The organism is Gammaproteobacteria bacterium (assembly GCA_022450155.1).
Classification (GTDB): Bacteria; Pseudomonadota; Gammaproteobacteria; order Arenicellales; family UBA868; genus REDSEA-S09-B13.
Window position 1 is genome coordinate 166,671 of sequence record JAKUQR010000004.1, and the last position, 19,596, is coordinate 186,266.

At 54.3% G+C, this 19,596-nt stretch carries 19 protein-coding genes and 1 pseudogene; 10 read left to right on the forward strand and 10 right to left on the reverse strand.

Features of this window, described 5'->3' with window-relative positions; genetic code table 11:
* The first annotated feature begins 10 nt into the window (after window positions 1–10).
* From tatC to MK323_03590, 8 genes and pseudogenes are all read left to right on the forward strand, one after another.
* Window positions 11–748 (forward strand): annotated as a pseudogene (tatC, locus tag MK323_03555) (twin-arginine translocase subunit TatC).
* Window positions 749–924: 176 nt separating this feature from the next.
* Window positions 925–1,653 (forward strand): protein kinase, encoded by a 729-nt coding sequence (locus tag MK323_03560; GenBank protein MCH2481234.1) that lies wholly within the window; start codon window positions 925–927, stop codon window positions 1,651–1,653.
* Entirely contained in the window at window positions 1,607–2,473 is an 867-nt protein-coding gene (locus MK323_03565) for a protein phosphatase 2C domain-containing protein (protein MCH2481235.1), read from the forward strand. The genes MK323_03560 and MK323_03565 overlap by 47 nt, the downstream gene beginning before the upstream one ends.
* Window positions 2,474–2,574: 101 nt before the next feature.
* Window positions 2,575–2,994 carry a hypothetical protein gene (locus MK323_03570; protein MCH2481236.1) on the forward strand — a complete coding sequence of 140 codons (420 nt, stop codon included), beginning with the start codon at window positions 2,575–2,577 and terminating at the stop codon, window positions 2,992–2,994.
* 33 nt (window positions 2,995–3,027) lie between these two features.
* Window positions 3,028–4,473, forward strand: a complete 1,446-nt coding sequence (tldD, locus tag MK323_03575; protein MCH2481237.1) for a metalloprotease TldD — start codon at window positions 3,028–3,030, stop codon at window positions 4,471–4,473.
* Between the two features lie 25 nt (window positions 4,474–4,498).
* Window positions 4,499–5,860, forward strand: a complete 1,362-nt coding sequence (gene pmbA, locus MK323_03580) for a metalloprotease PmbA (GenBank protein MCH2481238.1) — start codon at window positions 4,499–4,501, stop codon at window positions 5,858–5,860.
* Between the two features lie 203 nt (window positions 5,861–6,063).
* Window positions 6,064–7,671: a hemolysin family protein gene (locus tag MK323_03585; protein MCH2481239.1), complete on the forward strand. Its 1,608-nt coding sequence runs from the start codon at window positions 6,064–6,066 to the stop codon at window positions 7,669–7,671.
* A gap of 10 nt (window positions 7,672–7,681) precedes the next feature.
* The gene (locus MK323_03590; protein MCH2481240.1) at window positions 7,682–8,941 is read left to right on the forward strand and encodes a hemolysin family protein; all 1,260 of its coding nucleotides are present in this window, start codon (window positions 7,682–7,684) and stop codon (window positions 8,939–8,941) included.
* An 18-nt stretch (window positions 8,942–8,959) separates the two neighbouring features.
* On the opposite strand, the gene MK323_03595 is transcribed toward MK323_03590, so the two are convergent.
* From MK323_03595 to MK323_03615, 5 genes are all read right to left on the reverse strand, one after another.
* Entirely contained in the window at window positions 8,960–9,799 is an 840-nt protein-coding gene (locus MK323_03595) for a class I SAM-dependent methyltransferase (protein ID MCH2481241.1), read from the reverse strand.
* Between the two features lie 41 nt (window positions 9,800–9,840).
* Complete coding sequence (locus tag MK323_03600) at window positions 9,841–11,010, reverse strand: hypothetical protein (GenBank protein ID MCH2481242.1); 1,170 nt, start codon at window positions 11,008–11,010, stop codon at window positions 9,841–9,843.
* A gap of 204 nt (window positions 11,011–11,214) precedes the next feature.
* Window positions 11,215–11,790 carry a YggT family protein gene (locus tag MK323_03605; protein ID MCH2481243.1) on the reverse strand — a complete coding sequence of 192 codons (576 nt, stop codon included), beginning with the start codon at window positions 11,788–11,790 and terminating at the stop codon, window positions 11,215–11,217.
* Window positions 11,791–11,792: 2 nt separating this feature from the next.
* On the reverse strand, window positions 11,793–12,617 hold the full coding sequence (gene proC / locus MK323_03610; GenBank protein ID MCH2481244.1) for a pyrroline-5-carboxylate reductase: 825 nt from the start codon (window positions 12,615–12,617) through the stop codon (window positions 11,793–11,795).
* 52 nt (window positions 12,618–12,669) lie between these two features.
* On the reverse strand, window positions 12,670–13,386 hold the full coding sequence (locus MK323_03615; GenBank protein ID MCH2481245.1) for a YggS family pyridoxal phosphate-dependent enzyme: 717 nt from the start codon (window positions 13,384–13,386) through the stop codon (window positions 12,670–12,672).
* A gap of 168 nt (window positions 13,387–13,554) precedes the next feature.
* Here MK323_03615 and MK323_03620 point away from each other — a divergent pair, with 168 nt between their 5' ends.
* Complete coding sequence (locus MK323_03620; GenBank protein ID MCH2481246.1) at window positions 13,555–14,610, forward strand: type IV pilus twitching motility protein PilT; 1,056 nt, start codon at window positions 13,555–13,557, stop codon at window positions 14,608–14,610.
* 28 nt (window positions 14,611–14,638) lie between these two features.
* Complete coding sequence (locus MK323_03625) at window positions 14,639–15,757, forward strand: PilT/PilU family type 4a pilus ATPase (GenBank protein ID MCH2481247.1); 1,119 nt, start codon at window positions 14,639–14,641, stop codon at window positions 15,755–15,757.
* Window positions 15,758–15,840: 83 nt separating this feature from the next.
* Here the strand turns inward: MK323_03625 and MK323_03630 are convergent, their stop codons facing one another.
* From MK323_03630 to MK323_03650, 5 genes are read right to left on the reverse strand one after another with little or no spacing between them, the layout of a single operon-like run.
* Complete coding sequence (locus MK323_03630; protein ID MCH2481248.1) at window positions 15,841–17,121, reverse strand: dihydroorotase; 1,281 nt, start codon at window positions 17,119–17,121, stop codon at window positions 15,841–15,843.
* The gene (locus tag MK323_03635) at window positions 17,118–18,107 is read right to left on the reverse strand and encodes an aspartate carbamoyltransferase catalytic subunit (GenBank protein MCH2481249.1); all 990 of its coding nucleotides are present in this window, start codon (window positions 18,105–18,107) and stop codon (window positions 17,118–17,120) included. Before MK323_03635 ends, MK323_03630 begins: the two co-directional genes overlap by 4 nt.
* On the reverse strand, window positions 18,104–18,598 hold the full coding sequence (pyrR, locus tag MK323_03640; GenBank protein ID MCH2481250.1) for a bifunctional pyr operon transcriptional regulator/uracil phosphoribosyltransferase PyrR: 495 nt from the start codon (window positions 18,596–18,598) through the stop codon (window positions 18,104–18,106). Before pyrR ends, MK323_03635 begins: the two co-directional genes overlap by 4 nt.
* Window positions 18,579–19,013, reverse strand: a complete 435-nt coding sequence (gene ruvX / locus MK323_03645) for a Holliday junction resolvase RuvX (GenBank protein ID MCH2481251.1) — start codon at window positions 19,011–19,013, stop codon at window positions 18,579–18,581. The genes pyrR and ruvX overlap by 20 nt, the downstream gene beginning before the upstream one ends.
* A complete protein-coding gene (locus tag MK323_03650) occupies window positions 19,010–19,588 on the reverse strand; it encodes a YqgE/AlgH family protein (protein MCH2481252.1) in 579 nt (192 codons plus the stop codon). The genes ruvX and MK323_03650 overlap by 4 nt, the downstream gene beginning before the upstream one ends.
* Between the last annotated feature and the right edge of the window lie 8 nt (window positions 19,589–19,596).

A 19,596-nucleotide genomic window follows, 5' to 3' on the forward strand; every position in this document is an offset into this window, starting at 1 on the left:
CGATTAGACCATGGCTGAACCGAGCAATCGACCCGGAGATGAGGCAACGACGTTTATGTCCCACCTGCTGGAGCTGCGGAATCGCATCATGCGCGGTGGGGCCTCTATTCTGATTGTGTTCCTGATCGCGGCACCGTTCGCAAACGATCTTTATGAGTATCTGGCGGCCCCATTGATGGAGGCGTTGCCGGAAGGGAACAGCATGATCTCGACCGAGCCTCACGGACCGTTTTTCGTGCCGTTCAAGTTCGCTTTCGCGTTAGCAGCAGCGGTCGCCATGCCCTATCTGCTGTATCAGCTGTGGGCGTTTGTGGCCCCGGGGCTCTATCGTCACGAAAAACGGTTGGCAATACCCCTGCTGGTGTCCAGCAGTATCCTGTTTTACCTCGGTATATTGTTTGCTTACTACGCAGTTTTTCCGCTTATTTTTGCTTTTTTTACCAGTACCGCACCCGAAGGGGTGTTGGTGATGACCGACATCAATGCCTACCTCAGTTTTGTGCTGAAGCTATTTTTCGCCTTTGGCCTGGCGTTCGAGGTGCCGGTTGCAACCGTGTTGATGGTCAAGGTCGGTATGACCACACCGGATAGTTTGGCCAGCAAGCGGCCTTACATCATTGTGGGTGCATTTTTGGTGGGTATGGTGTTGACGCCGCCCGATATTTTTTCACAAACCATGCTGGCCGTGCCGGTTTGGTTGCTGTTTGAAGTGGGGTTGTACTGTTCACGCTTGATCAAATCCAAGGAGACCCAAGAAGCTGAGTCTGCACAGGACCTTAATGATCAAGAAGCCTGAACCCGGAGCAGGTCGTCGTCTAGCAAAAGACCCCACCGCCCGTTAATTTAATCTGTTACCGAGCAGTCTATTGGCACTGAAACTTTGGACGGTGTCACACCACGAAGGATGTTAACGACGTAGCGCTGATGAAATCAGAGCCGAGAATCTGGAGTTTTAATCTCCATCGTGGTGACTGTCTGGCCGGAAAATACCAGGTGGTCACCTTGCTGGGTGCGGGATGGGAAGGTGAGGTCTACCTGGTTTGTGAGCGCGGTACCGGTATTGAGCGCACGGTAAAAATATTTTTTCCACAGCGAAACCCGCATGACCGTGCCTTGCGTTTTTATGCCAGGAAACTGCACAAATTGCGGCACTGTCCTGTGGTGATCCAGTATCACACCCGAGATACCTTTGTCTACGAGGGCACCAAAGTGTCTTTTTTGTTGTCAGAATTTGTCGAAGGCGAATTGCTGCAGGATTTTTTGAAACGGCAACGTGGTCGCAGGCTTTCTCCATTCCAAGGCGTGCACCTGTTACATGCCCTTGCAATCGGTATTGAGTCTATTCACAACCTAGGTGACTATCATGGCGATCTGCATACCGACAACATCATCGTGCTGAGATATGGTCTGGGATTCGACCTCAAACTGCTGGACATGTTCCACTGGGGGGCCCCCAATGCAGAGAACATTCAACATGACGTGTACGATCTCATTCGTATTTTCTACGATGCTATCGGTGGGCAGCGCCACTATGCGCGGCAACCGCAGGAGGTTAAAGACATCTGCAGAGGGCTTAAGCGCACACTGATTGCACAGAAATTTCGCAGTGCCGGGAAACTGCGCCGTCACCTGGAAACTATGGAATGGATGTGAAAAGGAGGCCTGTCTGACGTCTGCTTCTCTTGCGGGTATGCCGTTCGTGACCTGTGGTACGGATCTTGATGATCCCCTGACTATCGCGTGCCAGGTTGGCCAGGCGGTGGTGTACTCTCATCGATCGACAACGGGACACAAAGGCAATGAGGACGCGGTCGGGGTGTTTGACTGGGGGGACGGGAAGCTGTTGCTGGCGGTCGCTGATGGGGTCGGTGGTCTGCCCGGCGGTGCCGCCGCGGCCAGGCGGGTTATAGAAACACTGCGCAACGCACCTGCTGGCGAGCACGAAGATCCCGTCGGTTACTTGTTAGATAATGCCAACGATTCAATACGTCAGGACCAGTCCATAGGTGCGACAACGCTCTCGGCTGTTCTGATCCAGAACAAACGGTTCACCAGTTACCACGCCGGAGATTCCACGACACTCGTGGTCGGTCAGCGCGGCCGGATCAAGTTTCAGAGCGTTTGTCATTCTCCGGTCGGGGTCGCTCAGGCCCGCGGGGAACTCAGCGAACGAGCCGCCTTGTTTCATCCTCAGCGACATTTAGTCAGCAACATGGTCGGTAATGAGGCGTTCTGGGTTGAACGCTCAGCTTGTTATGAATTGGCCACTTTCGACACGATTGTGATTGCAAGTGACGGGTTGTGGGATAATTTTTTCAGTGATGAAATCATTGAGATTGTTCGCCAAGGGCCGTTGGCACAGGTGGGGAGACGACTGGCCCGTTCAACGCGGCAGCGTATGTTCATGGCAGAGGATAATGTGCCGTCCAAACCCGATGATCTGAGTTTTGTGCTGTATCGCCGACAAACTTGAGTGATAAATTGACGGCGAGGCCAGTCTTAGAAGTGTCTCATTAAAAGTTGAACCTGATTGAATTGTGGCGTCGGTGTCATTTAGCCGTCACAAGAGATTATGTGTCTGAATTAACCAGCTGGGAGTACATTGCATTCGGACTGATCTTCCTGTGGAGTGGATTTGTCCTATCCGAGCTGGGTTTTTTAGGGTGCAGCACTGGCCTTGCCGCTGCGGTTTGCTTGCGCCAGGTGTCGCGCCAGAACTTGCGGGAAACCTTGATCGTTCTGTGGCGGATTCTGGTGGTGTTCAAGATGAGCGCTTTTGTTTATAGCGGCGTTGACCTGCAACTGCTACACCAAGTTTGGCTATTGCCCTGCGCCGCAATCGGTCATGTCATGGGTTTGAAGGTCCATCAGAAACTTCTCACCAGCACGGGTAATCTATTCATGCGCCTGCTGGGCAGAGCTACTGGCGGTAACCTTGGTCGGAGTGTGGCTAAATTTTCTGTGACGGCTTTCATACCGGGTTGCGCGGTATAATCTTCGCCCCTTTTAATCATCGTGTGACACTTTGTGACAGATCCCCTCAAAACGGCAGTCGAGACATTGCTTGAGCCCTCTGGACTTGACCGCACCGATATAGACGGCCTGCTGGCGAGAATGATGTCGCATCAGCTGGACTACGCGGATCTTTATTTTCAATACAGCCGTCACGAGGCCTGGTCACTGGAAGACGGCGCTGTCAAATCCGGCAGTCGAAGTACCGATCAAGGTGTCGGTGTGCGGGCAATCAGCGGTGAGAAGACCGGTTTTGCCTATTCGGATGAGATTCAGCTGCCAGTGCTGACGCAGGCTGCGAATGCCGCACGGGCCATCGCACAGGCAGGCGATGACGCAACCCAGGCGGTCGATCGTCAAAGTAATGCCGGCACTGCGTTATACACTTCGGCCGATCCGCTCGCGACGCTGGAAGAAAAATCAAAGATAAAGCTGCTGGAAAAAGTTGAAGCCGAAGCGCGACGGCAAGACCCCCGCGTGAATCAGGTGATGGCGAGCCTCGCCGGATCCCACGAAGTGATGCTGGTGGCCCGCCACGATGGCAGTCTGGTCGCCGATGTGCGGCCCCTGGTCCGGCTCAATGTGACGGTGATCGTCGAGAGTGAGGGCCGTCGTGAACAGGGCAGCGCCGGCGGCGGCGGCCGATTTGGCTACAACTGGTTTATGGAAGCCGAACGCGCTGAGGAATTTGCCCGCGACGCGGTACGTCAGGCGCTGATCAATCTGGAAGCCACAGATTCTCCCGCTGGCACCATGACCGTGGTTCTGGGGCCAGGCTGGCCCGGTATTCTATTGCACGAAGCAATTGGTCACGGTCTCGAGGGAGATTTCAACCGAAAACGAACATCGGCGTTTTCCGGACGGGTCGGTGAACAGGTAGCCTCTACACAGTGTACCGTGGTTGACGACGGGACATTGCCAGACCGCCGGGGATCATTGTCGGTAGATGATGAGGGGACCCCCACGGCCTCTACGGTGCTCATCGAAAATGGCATTCTCAAAGGTTATATGCAGGACACACTCAATGCGCGTCTGATGGGGGTGAACACGACTGGCAACGGCCGCCGGGAATCGTACGCCCATTTGCCGATGCCGCGTATGACCAATACCTATATGCTGGCCGGCGAGCATGATCCTGGAGAAGTCATCGAATCTGTCAGTAATGGGCTGTACGCGGTCAATTTCGGTGGTGGGCAGGTCGATATCACGTCCGGCAAGTTTGTGTTTTCGGCCAGCGAGGCTTATCTCATTGAAAACGGAAAAGTCACGACACCGGTCAAGGGTGCAACCCTGATCGGGAATGGCCCCGATGTATTGTCGCGAGTATCGATGGTCGGGAATGATCTTGCCCTGGATTCGGGTGTCGGCACCTGTGGCAAGGAGGGACAGAGCGTACCTGTGGGTGTCGGTCAGCCCACCCTAAAGATCGACGGCCTGACGGTTGGTGGCGTTGAAGTTTGATCGGCTGTAGAAAGAAGCAACCTCAGTGAATAAAAGCATCGAACCTGCAGCACCTGAGTCAAGCCGACTCGATCCGTCAGACCTTGGCCATGTGGTCGAGACGACTCTGGCCGAAGCAACGAGACGGGGTGCGAGTGGGGCAGAAGCGGCTGCTGCCCTGAGCCAGGGATTGTCTGTCAATGTCCGCATGGGCGAGCTTGAAACCGTAGAGCATACCCGCGACCGAAGTCTGATCATCACAGTTTATTTTGAACAACGAACCGGAAGTGCCAGCACGTCTGACTATTCGCCAGCGTCGGTTAAAGATACAGTCCAGGCCGCCTGTAGGATCGCTGAATATACTGAGGCTGATCCGTGCAATGGGCTGGCCGATCCGGATCGTCTGGCGATGGACTTTCCCAATCTGGATCTTTTCCATCCCTGGAATCCATCGGTCGATGATGCTCGCGACATGGCACTGGAGTGTGAGCAAACGGCCATCGATCATGATCGGCGAATTGAAAACTCTGAAGGAGCTTCGGTCAGCTCTCATGAAGGACACGAGGTTTATGCCACCACCGGTGGCTTCTGGGGAGAGATTCGAAAGACCCGGCACGGGCTGAGTTGTTCGGTAATTGGTCGGGACGACAGCGGGATGCAGCGGGATTACTGGTTCAGTTCATCACGACAGGCCGCACAACTGGACAAACCGGATGTCGTGGGTCTGGAGGCTGCCAGGCGAACAGTCCGGCGACTCGATGCTCGGAAAATCGACACCTGCCAGGTACCCGTGATTTTCGAAGCACCGGTTGCCTCTAGTCTGATATCCCATTTCGTCGGGGCGATCAGCGGTGGTGCGCTCTACCGCAAGGCGTCGTTTCTGCTGGACCAGGTCGGTCAGCGGGTTTTCCCGGATTTTGTACAGATCTACGAACAACCGCTGCTCAAGTGCGCCATGGGCAGTGCCGCTTACGACAGCGAAGGTGTCACCACCTCGGCTGACAATGTTGTTACCAATGGTGTGCTGCAGCGTTACTTGCTGGGATCCTACTCTGCGCGGCGCCTTGGGCTCGAGACGACTGGTAATGCGGGGGGTATTCACAATCTTACCGCCGAGTCAGGAGACCAGGATCTGGCCAATCTGATCGGTGGCCTGGAAAAGGGGTTGCTGGTAACCGAGCTGATTGGTTTTGGCGTCAATATGGTCACTGGGGACTATTCCCGCGGTGCCGCCGGCTTCTGGATTGAGAACGGTCAGATCCAATATCCGGTTGAGGAAGTGACAGTTGCCGGCAACCTTAAAGAAATCTTCAGCGGCTTGTGCGCGATTGGCAAGGATGTGGATACGCGGCGCAACATACGCTGCGGTTCGATATTGATCGATGGACTGACTGTTGCCGGCGACTGATCGCCTGAAATAAATCAGAATCGATCCGCAGGTAGGCCTGCTGTTACAGGTTTTTTGAGATTTAATGCCGCTGTGGCACAATACCTTACCTGACTTACCTGACAAGTCACTTAAATTAGTTTTGGCGGTCGTCTACGGTTGCCCACCCATCTGTATACAGACCGTGTCGGTCAGGCTTTCCGATTGTCTACGGGGAAAGACCTATGGACAACACACTCCAGTTCATCAGTACGCAATGGCATCATCTGGGGGCTTTCTTTGCCTTTGATCCTGTGCTGTTGTCAGAGCCTGGCATAGTTTTTCGGCTGGTTCTCCTGGTGGTTTTGTTGTGCGGATCGGCTTTTTTTTCGGGTTCGGAAACGGCGCTCTTTTCACTGTCGCGCCTGGACCTGCAACAACTGCGCCGAGAGCGCAATCCACACGCCGAGACATTGCACGCACTGCTGGATCAGCCGCGCAGGCTGATTATTTCTATTCTCACTGGCAACGAACTGATCAACATCGCGGCCACTGTGAATGCTGCTGGCATTTTCGTGACCTTGTACGGTCCCGACCGCGCTGGTGTGGTCGGGATTCTGGTGATGGTTTCACTGGTGCTGCTGTTCGGTGAGGTGACGCCCAAGACCCTTGCTGTTGTTAACCCCGTGCGTTTCACGACTCGCATCGTTGCGGTACCGATGGACTCATGGGTACGGCTTGTTTCTCCGCTGCGCCGGATCATTCGCTTTGCCTCGGACCGGTTGACAACGTGGATAGTCGGAGAAGACAAAGGTGCCGAGAACATACTGAATATCGATGAGTTTCTGACGCTGGTTGAGCAGGTCGCACAGGGGGGTGAGCTCGATGCCACAGAACGCGCCCTGATCAATAATCTTCTGGAGGCGAACGAAACAGAGATCGTTGAGATCATGACACCACGTACCCGCACCAATTTTCTGAACGTCAAGATGGGTGTCGTCGAGATGGTGGAGCAGTTCCGGTCTTACCGTCACACCAGGGTGCCGGTCTTTAGTGTTCATCGGGATAACCTGGTTGGATTCTTGCACGCCGAAGACGTGCTGAGCCTATTGGCAGAAGGTAAATCACTGGCAGACCTGACGCCCATGGAAATTCTGCACCCCCCCGTGGTGGTGCCGCTGACCAAGAAAGTCGACGAGATGTTTGACTTTTTCCGGGAGAACGGTGTGCGGGCTGCGGTCTGCCTGAACGAGTTTGGGGGTGTCGAGGGGTTCATTACCGTCTATGACGTGTTGTCCTTTATTTTTGGTGACATCAGTGGTGAAACCCGAGGCAGCGAGCTCTATCAGGAACAGGACATCAATATCTACGAAGTGCCGGGCGAGATGAAACTGACCGATTTCAATAATCTCACCCACTTTGGCCTGGAAGACCCACGGATGACCACGATTGGTGGAGTGGCATTTCGGTATCTCGACCGCCTGCCCAGGATCGGTGACCGGGTGGTGGTGGAGGATGTTGCTTTGACGGTTCTTGAAATGGATGCTCACCGAGTCTCTCGCGTCCGCGTTGCCAAAGTGTCGGCAGAAGGCGATCTGGGTTCATCAGCGCCTGCTGAAGCAGAGGACAGTTTGATAAGCCCAGAAGCGACCGATACAACGGGTACGGCCCGGGTATCCGGCCGGACGGTCACATTCAGAGCAACAGCCGAAGAGGGGTCTTCTGATTCGACAGCAGACACGGTGTCTGAAACAACAGCTGAATCAGTGACTACGGGCGCGACTCAATCGGACCCTGTAGAAAAAGCTGATCCGAATCCGAAATCCAGGCCAAAGGTACGGATCGTAAGCTGAGGATACTGAAGTGGACATCGCATTGACATTGTTATTTCTGCTTGTGCTGTTGATCCTGAAAGGGTTCTTTTCAGGTGCAGAGATGGCGTTAGTGAATTCGGACAAGGTCAAGCTCAATGCCAAAGCCAATCAGGGCCATCGAGGGTCTCAGTTGGTGTTGAAGCAGTTTCGGGCGCCGGATACCTTGCTGGGGACTACTCTGGTGGGCACTAATATCTGCACTGTGACGCTGACCACCCTGGGTACCCTGCTCGTGATTCGACTGGTAGGGGGTCATGGCGACTGGATCGCCTTTCTGATCCTCACACCGCTGCTCCTGATTCTGGGTGAGATCGTACCCAAAAGTATTTATCAGCAGAAATCCGACACCATTGCACCGATCGCGATCTATCCGTTACGGATCTTTCAGATCTTGCTGTATCCAGTGATCTTTCTTTTCTCCAGAGCAGCGCGACTTTTTGTCAGGGGTATTGGCGGTCACCGGGCTGACCAGAACGTCTTTATGACCCGCGAACAGATTCGCTCTGTAGTCGAAATGGCTGAGAGAACATCCAGTGTTGATGCCTTTGATCGGGGTCGTATTCGCAGTGTCATCCGTTTTGCTGAGACGACCGTCGGTGAGGCGATGATCCCGGTTGCCGAAATCACAGCGATTAATCACAACAAGTCAACACGCCGTGCGGTGGCCATGGTGCGTAACCGGGGTTATAACCGTTTGCCGGTCTATCGGCGCAACATCAGCAACATTGTCGGTATTGTGACAATCACGACCTGGGACATGATGGACGCAGACTTGATCGAGCGACCATTGTCTGACCTGGTTCGTCCGGCACTGTATGTATCACCGCGCCAGACGATCGACCAGTTGCTGCCGCTGTTACGCAAGCGCGACGATCATATGGCCGTAGTGGTTGATGAGTTCGGGTCGGCGGTCGGTATGATCACCATGGAAGATATCATCGAAGAAGTGGTCGGTGAGATCGATGTGGGCTACGATTTTGACGAATACACACCCCGCAAGCGTCACCAGTTTGAACAGGTTGACGACAGCATATATGTCATGGACGCACGGGTGCCGATATCAGAGGCCAACGATGTTCTGGGTGCGGCACTCTCGGATCGGGAAAGCCACACGGTAGGTGGTCTGGTTACTGTGCGTTTACGGCGAATACCGGTGGTGGGTGACGCTATCGAAGAATCAGGGTGGTTAATTACAGTTGAAGACGCCAACGACCGTTCGGCGCTTCGTCTGCGGCTGGAACCTGCTTAAACCGGCCTGATGTCTGACTTACTTCTCCGCCGAAAGATAGCAGATCCATGCGGCGTCGGCTTCACCGGTTTTGGTGGGCGTATAGACGCCGTCTCCTTCGCCTGATTTCCGCTCGGTACCTTCCCAATACACCTGTGTTCGGGCGAACCCGGCTTCTGTAAGCAACTCCTGTAGCTCCGGCAGAGTCCACAGACGCCAGTCGTACGCAAAAGCTCGATTTATCTTCGACCCGTCCGGGAACGTAAAGTGGATGTAGCAGAGAATATCGCCAGTCACAGGTTGGTATCGAGCCTGATCCCAAACGTAAGTGAAGTCATCATGTTCGGTCTCTTCCTCCATTTCTCGATAAGTTTCGTAACCGCCGAAAGCATCCAGGAAAAATACTCCATCACCGACCAGAGCTGTGTAAACCTGGCCAAAGTAGTTGCGAAGCTGGCTCCTCGTTTTAAAAATCTGATAACTGAAGTTCATCGCCAAAACCATATCCGCAGGTGGCACGTCGACTGTCAGAACGTCATCGTTGAGTAGGTGTATTCGGCTTGCCGCATCATCATTCAGTTTTGCGATATTATGTTTCTCACCCCACCGTATTACCTTTTTGTCCAGGTCCACAGCGTAAGCCTGATTGTCGTCACGGCGCTGCACCCACTCGCAGCTGGTGTTGGCTGTACCGCAAAAATCCTCACGTAAAATTCGTGCTGTTCGGCTGCGTAAAGACTGAAAGGTTTCGTCGACCATGTCGATTTCTGCTTCCACACACTGCACTGCTTTCTCATACAGCACATAGCGATCAGCCTGGTTAGCCAGTGTTGTACCTTTGCCTTTTTGATTTTTTTGGTGTTTGTTTTTACGACTCATAACGAAGTGATTTCGGGCTCACGTATAAGCCTATAGTTGCCTCAGGATTGGCCTGTCTTCAGGTTGTGGTCCCGCAGGCTGTTGGAAATACTGCGCATAATCATGGCCAAAGCATCGATAAGATTATCGTTAATAATGATCGAAAGGTTCGCGGTCTTCGCTTCTGCAAGCAGTGATGTTTGAAGCTCCCAGATAGCGTCGAAACTTTCCAGATATCGATCTGCTCTTCGGTCCTGCGAGCTTTTTGATCGCCCTTGGAACTGACGCTGGAGCTGTTTCTTGTTGGTGACCCCGAGAATGATCTGGATCACAATGGCATTGGTGTCGTGCGGGATTTTGTTGATCAGACTCGGCCGAACATGCACACCTTCAAGCAAAAGTGAGACGTTTTCCCGTAAAGCCCGCTGCAGAACGGCCTCAGCTGCCACTTCAACCAGGTCCGCCTGACGATGATAGCCATCGATCACGCGTTTGCTGCCGGAAGCATGTTCCTGATGCTTCGGTAACGCCTTCCAGGCATTAAAACTGGATTCATGTAGTTCCGGCATCAACTGTACAGCGACCATCGTCCGCATGACTTCCCGCAGCATATCTGTGGACTGGTAGCGGGTTATATTAAAACGTGTCGCAATTTCCGCTGAAAGCGTACTTTTACCGACACCCGCCGTACCGCCAATCATGATGATCAGCGGCTGGTCCGACTTCAAGAAATAGTGCCAGGCTGTGTAGTTGTCGGCGAACTTGTCGCCGGCCTCCTCGCGCAGAATGTTAACGGTATAGTCACGCAGCACATCCCGATCTATTTTTGTCTGGCGAAGCTCGAGCAAACCATCATGGATTTTATGCGTCAGCCGTTCCGCTTCTTCCATGTGCAAGCCGCAGATTTCCAGGCGTCGCTGGTGCAGGTTGCGTGAGAACCATTCCTCATAGCCAGCTGTGTCGCGAACCAATATCCATGCTGCATCCCGCTGGCCTGTAATGTAACTGTGTGTAGCGTTCGGGCCGAACTGCGCGCTAAGCAAAGTTGAAGTCTTATCGAGGATCTGTTTTGTTGAAATATTTTCGTCCTGATCAAAAGTATCTCGAACCTCGCACGCGATCTGATAGGCATCACTAAAAGAAAGCCCCGCTTTTTGCAGCGATCGGGTCAATATCCCTCGTAGAAACGGTTGGGCAGCACCGTCTTGATTGGTGACGTTGATCGTAGACACAAGCGTGTTTCGATTCTTAATCCGTAGTGGAGCCAGGGTTCAGGTACAGATTCTACAGATTCTTTACAAACCAGACGCACAGACAGTGCAATACCGTATCTCGGCACTTACCTGTATCGAGATTGAGTTGCCCTGAAAACGATGAATCAGGCGCGTTAAAACTGATCCTTTGACGACAAACATGAACCACCAACAGACGTTTGTCTAGAGCATAACCCGGCCGAAGTCCAACAGGGGTTGGACTACAATTTTGAGCACAACCATCAATACGATGAAAACCGCGATGGGCGATAGATCCAGACCGCCGGTACCAGGCAGCAGACGCCGGAAGGTCTTCAGCACGGGCTCAGTAAAGGTGTGAATCAAACGCAATAACGGCGTATATCCGGTACCACTGAACCAGCTCAGAATGGTGCGAATAAAAATAGAGAATATAAAGATGTAGATCGCAAGTTTAAGAAGTTCACCCACACTGAGGAGTACAAGCCCGACTATAGCGGGGTACTGACCAGCCAACAGATTGATGCCGGTGATTCGACACATCTCCAGAATCAGCAGCAGCACCACCGCAGCAGTATCGATGCCGGGGAGACTGGGTACGATCCGGCGCAGTCGAACCAGCGGCGGGTTGCTGAGTTTAACGACTGCCTGTGATATGGGGTTATAGTAGTCTGCGCCTGTCAGCTGAAACAGGAACCGCAGCATCACAATGAGGGTATACAGGCCAATGACGGTGTCGACCAGGAACATACCTGTATTACTGGCGTAATCGGTCCGCATCATTATTCTCCCAGCAGTTTGGCGAGTTCTACAGAACGCTCGCGTGCAGCATGCACCGCACGGATCAGGATCTCTTCACAACCATTTTTGTCCAGCATTTCAACGGCAGCCTGTGTTGTACCGCCAGGAGACGTCACCCGCCTGCGGAGTTCTGTTAGTGATTCGCCTGATGCGAGCGCCAGCTGCGCAGCGCCCAGGGCAGTCTGGAGCGTCAGTTGTCTGGAAGCGTCCGGGTTCAGCCCACCTTCCTGAGCAGCCTTGACCATCGCATCCATCAGGTAGAAAAAATAAGCCGGACCACTTCCAGAAACGGCAGTGACGGTGTCGATCAAGGATTCCTCATCGACCCACACCGCAATACCAATGGCTTCCATGATCTTCTGGGCCTGGACACGCTGGCTCTTGCTGACCCGGTGGTTAGCGTACATCCCCGATGCGCCGTTGCCGGTCAGTGCCGGGGTGTTGGGCATGACGCGGATCAGCGGTAATGGACTACCCGCCCACGATTCGATACTGGCAATAGGGATTCCTGCAGCAATGGACACGACCAGTGGTTGTCGTTGAAGCAGGCTCTCAGCGATATCCTCTACGGCACACCGCATGACCTGGGGCTTCACTGCGAGCACCAGGATATCTGCGACGCGGGCCGCATCGGTATTGTCGGCACAGGTCTGTATCGAAAAATCCTCGGCAAGCGCCCGTCGGATGCTGTCATCCGGGTCCGAGACAATCATGCTTTCGGGTGCTATGCCGGATTTGATCAATCCACCGACCAGGCTTCTTGCCATATTGCCGCCACCAATTAAACCCAGCCGTTGATCAGTCATGGGCTGTGTGCCAATGGTTTCGTGTTGTTGCGCTTATGGCCGTCATTTGGCATCACTGTCGTGGCCCAAAGATGGCAGTGCCAATCCGGACATGGGTTGCCCCTTCTGCAATTGCGGCATCCATATCGTCGGTCATCCCCATTGACAGGCAGTCCAATGGAAGACCTTTGCTTCGAAGGTGATTTTGCAGATCGAAAAGCATTCGAAACACTCGGCGCTGGGTGTCGAAGTCGGTGGCGGGTTTTGGGATTGCCATCAGACCACACAGACGAATTTGCGGTAGTGCGAGCACGTTGTTGACAAGATCTTCGAGGTGGTCGGCCGTGACGCCTGATTTTGTCTGTTCTTCCTGAAGGTTGACCTGCAGAAAGAGGTTCAGCGGTCCGCGACTCTGGGGTCGCATCGCTGAAAGACGCCGCGCTATTTTAAGCCGATCGATACTGTGTACCCAGTCAAAATTAGCGGCAATATCACGACATTTGTTGCTCTGGATGGTGCCAATAAAATGCCAGGATAGCCCCATGTCCGCCAGTACCTGAATTTTATCAACTGCTTCCTGGACCTGGTTCTCCCCAAAATCTCGTTGTCCCAGGTTCGCCACTGCACGCACCTCGTCCGCCGACCGGGTTTTGCTGACGGCCACCAGTGTGACACTGCCGTTGGGACGGCTGAATCTTTTTCCAGCTGCACCGATCGCTGAGCACACTTGGCTATAACGTGCTGCGAGATCGGTATGACAGTCTATGTTTGTGCGTACAGCAGGTTTCATGGGGCCATTTCAGTTGGCGTAAGGTGTTGTGACCACGTCTAAAATATCTAACTTGGAAGACGCAGTGCCGTAAAATCCGGACTTAAGGGTGTAATGTGGGATTATAGGCGACGCGAAACCGCTTAGGGGTCGGTTCCGCGGCGGTTCTACGAACTGAGGGGGACACTCATGGATCTGTCTGAACTCTTGGGGTTTGCGGTCAAAAACGGTGCGTCTGATATTCATGTGTCGTCAGGACTGCCGCCACTGATCCGGATCGACGGAGAAATCCGTCGGATCAAAGTGGATCCGCTAGATGATCATGCGGTGCTCGATATGATCACGGGCATTATGCTGGATCATCAGCGCAAGGAATTCGAGGAACGCTGGGAGTGTGATTTTGCATTCGAGATTCCGAACGTTGCGCGCTTTCGGGTCAATGCGTTCAATCAAGCGCGAGGGCCCGCGGCGGCTTTTCGAGTCGTTCCACGCGAAGTACAGACGCTGGATGCGATTAATGCGCCGGCTGTGTTTAAGGAACTGGCTGATCGGCCACGCGGTCTCGTGCTGGTGACAGGGCCCACCGGGTCCGGGAAATCGACCACGTTGGCCGCGATAATCGACTACATCAATGCCAATCGTCAGGCCCACATCCTGACCCTTGAGGATCCAATCGAGTTCGTGCATCAGAGCAAGAACTGTCTGATCAACCAACGCGAAGTGGGCCGCCACACGCAGAGTTTCAGTGCAGCGCTAAGATCTGCGCTGCGTGAAGATCCAGATGTTATCCTGGTGGGTGAGATGCGGGATGTGGAAACGATCGGTCTTGCATTGACTGCTGCGGAAACCGGTCACCTCGTATTTGGTACGCTTCACACCTCGTCAGCCGCGAAGACGGTCGACAGAATTATCGATGTATTTCCAGCCGATCAGCAGAACATGGTCCGGACGATGCTGTCGGAGTCACTCGAGGCAGTGGTGGCACAGCGGTTGCTAAAAAAAACTGAAGGGGGAAGATGTGCTGTCTACGAAATCATGATCGGCACACCGGCAATCCGTAACCTGATACGTGAGGCCAAGGTGCCTCAGATCTACGGGATGATACAGGTCGGTCGACAATTCGGAATGGTGACGATGGACCAGTCGCTTGATGCTCTGGTAACGCAGAATTTGATTTCTGCTGACAGCGCAAAGTCCATTGCGGTTGAGTCAGGAAATTTCGAAACCCAAGGTGGCGCGGGATGATCACTCTAAAAGATCTGGGTGTTTGAAGATGACGATGTATGACCTGTTCCGGTTGGTGGTGAAGCAAAACGCCTCGGACTTATTTATTTCGGTGGGCGCACCACCGAGCTTGAAAATAGATGGCCAGGTTCTCCCCATCAAGACGGATCCATTAACACCTGATGTAGCGCAGGATCTGGTGTTCTCGATTATGAGCGAAGCGCAACGTGCCGAATTCGAGTTAGACAACGAACTCAACTTTGCGGTGACACCGGCAGACATAGGCCGGTTCCGAATCAATGTTTTTCGGCAGCGTAATCACGTCGGACTGGTTGCACGTCGGATCAGCAGTGAGATTCCCAGCCTTGAAGCGCTTGGACTGCCAGTGGCAACACTCGAGAAGATCGCGATGACCAAGATTGGTCTGGTTCTCTTTGTGGGCGGCACCGGTACCGGCAAGACAACAACCCAGGCGGCGATGGTCGGATACCGCAATCAGCATACACGCGGGCATATCATCACCATAGAAGATCCAATTGAATTTGTTCACGATCATATTAAGTGCATCGTGGATCAGCGTGAGGTGGGCGTAGATACAGAATCTTTCGACACCGCGCTCGTCAATGCAATGCGGCAGGCGCCGGATCTGATTCAGATCGGCGAGATTCGTGACTCAGAGACGCTGCGTTCGGCCCTGGTGTTTGCCGACACGGGTCACCTGTGTTTTGCGACCCTACATGCTACCAATGCCTATCAGGCGCTCGAAAGAATCATTACCCTATATCCCGGTGGGGAAAGAGACTCGTTGCTGATGGATCTTTCCATGAATCTGTGTGCGGTCGTTTCGCAGAGACTCGTGCCTAGAAAAGACGGATCAGGGCACGTGGCTGCGGTGGAGATTCTGCGCAATCTGCCCTGGTTTCGGGATCTCATTACCAAGGGAGAGATCGATCACTTGCAGGAAGCGATGGAGCGCTCCTCGACGGACGGTGTCGTCACTTTCGATCAATCCCTTTATGAACTCCACCAGAATGGTCAGATCTCACTGGAGGAAGCATTACGACATGCCACCTCCGAGAACAACCTTCGCCTCAGGATTCAACTCGAAGGCAACGAGGCGAAAGATCGCCAGGAGATCGGCTCGACACTGCACAAAGTTGAGTTCTGATCCGGGGTCAGCTGCAATTTCGCGCTGATCCATACACCGACTCGCCTGGCCTGACGAGCGCAGACCAGACCCGTATACTGCGTTCAGCCCGTGGGGATGTCCTCGTAGCGTACTTGACCTGCGACCAGCGTCCACCGGACTTTGCCCGGCAGTGTCCAGCCGTCAAAGGGGGTGTTGGTGCCGTTGCTACGCAGAAGTTCGGCATCCACTGTCCATGTGGTATCAGGGTCAAAAATGCAAATATCGGCAGGCGCACCTTCAGACAATTGCCCCAGTTCGGTTCCCAGAATTCGGGCCGGTTCTGACGTGATCGCAGCAATAGCTCTTGGAAGAGACAGCACGTCGTCGTCCACCAACCGCAGCGTCAGCGAAAGCAAGGTTTCCACACCGGCGATCCCCGCTGCGGATTCGCTGAAAGGCGCGAGCTTGGCGTCTGTACCATGGGGTTGGTGATCAGAACAAATGGCCTGTATCACGCCATCTGCAACACCCTGCCGCAGCGCGTCTCGATCAGTGAGGCTGCGTAGCGGTGGCAAGACGTGACAGCGGGTATCAAAATCTCCAATATCGCGTTCGTTCAAGTGCAGATGATGGGCAGAAACCGCAGCACTGACCGGAAGGCCACGTTGTTGTGCTTCAGAGATTTTTTCGACCGAGCGTCCGGATGAGAGTTGGCAGATGTGACCCCGCACGCCGGTGGTTTCAATCAGCGCCAGTTCACGGGCCAAGGCAACAGTTTCGGCTGCCTCCGGTATGACCGGCAAGCCCAGCCGGGTGCTGATTTCCCCTTCATGCACACAGCCGTTTCCTTTTAACCACGGGTCAAGAATGTTCAGGAATACCGTCAGGTCGAATGTGGAGGCATACTGCATTGCCCGGCGCATGACCAGCGTGCTTTCTACCGCATAATCGGCATTGCTGACACCCACACATCCAGCTTCGTCCAGTGCGGCCATGTCGGTCAGCTGTTCACCCTTCAGGCCCCGGGTCAGGGCTCCCTGGGGATGCAGCCGTGCGAGTTCGATTTGCCGTGCACGTTGCCGGACCATGTGAACCATCGCCGGCGTATCGATTACAGGATCAGTGTCCGGCGGACAGCAGACACTGGTTACACCAGCCGACACTGCTGCACCCAGTTCACTGTGCATAGTCGCCTTGTGTTCCTGACCCGGTTCGCGCAATCGGACCTGTAGATCCACCAAACCGGGACATACGATCAGCCCGCTGGCGTCGATCGTACGGTCAAAAGACATGTTTTGATCGCTGCGCTGCGCGATACGACCCTCTTCGATAAAGACATCTCCAACGGCATCGATGTCATTGCCCGGATCGATAATTCTGCCGTTGCTGATCAGGATCCTCATGGTTCGGATTCTAAATTTTGGGATTGAGGGCCCATGAGTTTTGCCATGATAGACATTCGCACAGCGATCCCGTTGGTGACCTGCGGCAGGATCAGGGATCGTTCCCCATCGGCGACAGAAGACGTGATTTCCAGTCCCCGATTCATCGGGCCGGGGTGCATCACCACGGCGTCCGGTGCGGCCCGGGCAACACGTTCCGACGTCAGTCCGTAGAGTCGGAAATATTCCTGTGAACTCGGAATCAGCTGCCCTTCCATTCGCTCGAGTTGTAGGCGCAGCATCATGATGACGTCAATGTCCCTCAGGCCTTCATCCATATTAGTAAAGGCAGTCACACCCAGACGCTCGATTTCAGTCGGCAGCAGGGTTTTTGGGCCGATGACCCGTATTTCCCGAGCCCCCAGAATGTTGAGCGCATGAATCTGAGAGCGTGCAACCCGAGAATGGAGAATGTCACCGACGATGGCAAACCGCAACTGCTCAAACGCACCCTTGTGCTGGCGGATGGTAAACATGTCGAGCATCGCCTGTGTTGGGTGGGCGTGACGCCCATCCCCGGCATTGATAATGTGAACGTGCGCGGGCACATGGCGAGCAATGAGGTGGGCGGTGCCGCTTGACCCATCCCGGACGACGAACATATCGGTGTGCATGGCCTCCAGTGTTCGGACTGTATCGAGGACAGATTCACCTTTAGACGTCGACATCCGGCTGGCGTTCAGGTTAATGACATCGGCCGACAGGCGCTTGGCGGCGATCTCAAACGTGGTTCGCGTGCGCGTACTGGGCTCAAAAAAGAGATTGACCACGGTACGGCCATGCAGCAGGGGTACTTTTCGAATGTGGCGTTGACCGATGCTGATAAAAGATTCTGCGGTATCCAGGATTTCTATAATCGTCTCGGCGTTGAGGCCATCGATGGTCAGCAGATGGCGCAGCTGGCCGTCGGCGTCGAACTGAATATTAGGGGTCGAATTGCGGCTCATCGTTCACTGAGGACAAGGGCCAGGGGTTGGGGTCCTGTCAGTTGAATGTGCTGGTGGGCCGCCAGGGGTAGTTTAAGGCCCACAACATCAGGCTGGATTGGTAGTTCCCGGTCACCTCGTTCGACCAGCACAGCCAGCCTGACACTGTCTGGTCGCCCATAGGAGAATATCTCGTTGAGCGCGGCACGGATCGTGCGCCCGGTCTGCAGTACATCGTCCACCAGTATCAGATGGCGTCCTTCTACATTTTCGGGTATCTCCGATGCACTGACCTGAGGGTGCAGACCGATCCGAGAAAAGTCATCACGGTAGAAATTGATATTGATGGAGCCCAGGGAGCTGGATAGATTGAGTTCGGTGTATAGCCGTTCGGCCACCCACACCCCACCGGTGTGGATACCGATCATGATTGGGTCTAGAGATACAGTCTGCGCCAGGTCTTTGGCCATGGCCAGGATCAGGGACTCAGGATCAGGTATCTGATTGCTCATGAAGGTAGGTCTGCAGGATCAGCTCAGCAGCAATCTGATCTCGGGCTTTCTGACGTCGTCTGGTGATGCGCTTTCCGGCGGGCTGGCTCTCTCTGATCAGCGTATCGGCGGCATCTGAGGTCAGTGTTTCATCAATATAGCGCACATCGCGACCAAATCGCGTGTGCAACTGTTTGCCAAATTGACGGGCTAGTCTGGACAGCGTTGTTTCTTCTCGCGCGCCGTTCAGCGCAAGCCCGATCACAAGAGTGTCGGGTTGCCATTCATCGATCAGAGCGTCGATCTTATCCCATTGCGCGACGGCTGAGGGGGTCGGTATGGTGGCCACGCCTTGCGCCGACCGAGTGTCGTCCTGTCCAGCTGCGACACCGATTTTGCGTGTGCCGTAGTCAAATGCCAACAGCGTTTGGGTCATGCGTGGCCCACGCCCGGCGCGAGCTGATTCATATCTATACCAATTTTCGTAGCGGCTGCGGTCCAGCGTTGTTGGGCTGGCACCGAGAAGATGATTTCGCAGTCGGCTTCAACACTGAGCCAGGCGTTCTCCTGCATCTCCTGTTCAAGCTGTCCTTTGCCCCAACCGGCGTAACCCAGTGTCAGCAATGAGTGGCCTGGTCCATCCGAGCGGGACAAGGACTCCAGAACATCCCGCGATGACGTCAGACCGAGATTGTCACCGATGACCAGCGTTGAGCCCCAGTCACCCACCCCCTCATGCAGCACCAGGCCCAATTCTTGTTGGACCGGTCCGCCATAGTAGACCGGAGACTTGGCGGTACTTTCACTGGCGAGGGTCGACAGGTCGAGCTGATCAAACACATCCTTGAGCGTGAGATGGTCCAGCGGTCGGTTGATCACCACCCCCAGGGCACCGTTCTCATCGTGCTGGCAGATGAGGGTGACCGTCCGGTTGAAGTTCGGATCGCGTAATTCGGGCATTGCGATTAGAAAGTGGTTGGCAAAGCCAGGATAGGTGTCGCTATTGTCCATATAGATAA

What these genes read in the sequence shown, in the direction of transcription:
- MK323_03560 (MCH2481234.1), top strand. Translation starts at nt 925, where the DNA reads ATGAAATCAGAGCCGAGAATCTGGAGTTTTAATCTCCATCGTGGTGAC.
- MK323_03585 (MCH2481239.1), top strand. Translation starts at nt 6,064, where the DNA reads ATGGACAACACACTCCAGTTCATCAGTACGCAATGGCATCATCTGGGG.
- MK323_03595 (MCH2481241.1), bottom strand. Translation starts at nt 9,799, where the DNA reads ATGAGTCGTAAAAACAAACACCAAAAAAATCAAAAAGGCAAAGGTACA.
- MK323_03605 (MCH2481243.1), bottom strand. Translation starts at nt 11,790, where the DNA reads ATGCGGACCGATTACGCCAGTAATACAGGTATGTTCCTGGTCGACACC.
- proC (MCH2481244.1), bottom strand. Translation starts at nt 12,617, where the DNA reads ATGACTGATCAACGGCTGGGTTTAATTGGTGGCGGCAATATGGCAAGA.
- MK323_03615 (MCH2481245.1), bottom strand. Translation starts at nt 13,386, where the DNA reads ATGAAACCTGCTGTACGCACAAACATAGACTGTCATACCGATCTCGCA.
- MK323_03620 (MCH2481246.1), top strand. Translation starts at nt 13,555, where the DNA reads ATGGATCTGTCTGAACTCTTGGGGTTTGCGGTCAAAAACGGTGCGTCT.
- MK323_03625 (MCH2481247.1), top strand. Translation starts at nt 14,639, where the DNA reads ATGACGATGTATGACCTGTTCCGGTTGGTGGTGAAGCAAAACGCCTCG.
- MK323_03630 (MCH2481248.1), bottom strand. Translation starts at nt 17,121, where the DNA reads ATGAGGATCCTGATCAGCAACGGCAGAATTATCGATCCGGGCAATGAC.
- MK323_03635 (MCH2481249.1), bottom strand. Translation starts at nt 18,107, where the DNA reads ATGAGCCGCAATTCGACCCCTAATATTCAGTTCGACGCCGACGGCCAG.
- pyrR (MCH2481250.1), bottom strand. Translation starts at nt 18,598, where the DNA reads ATGAGCAATCAGATACCTGATCCTGAGTCCCTGATCCTGGCCATGGCC.
- ruvX (MCH2481251.1), bottom strand. Translation starts at nt 19,013, where the DNA reads ATGACCCAAACGCTGTTGGCATTTGACTACGGCACACGCAAAATCGGT.
- MK323_03650 (MCH2481252.1), bottom strand. Translation starts at nt 19,588, where the DNA reads ATGGACAATAGCGACACCTATCCTGGCTTTGCCAACCACTTTCTAATC.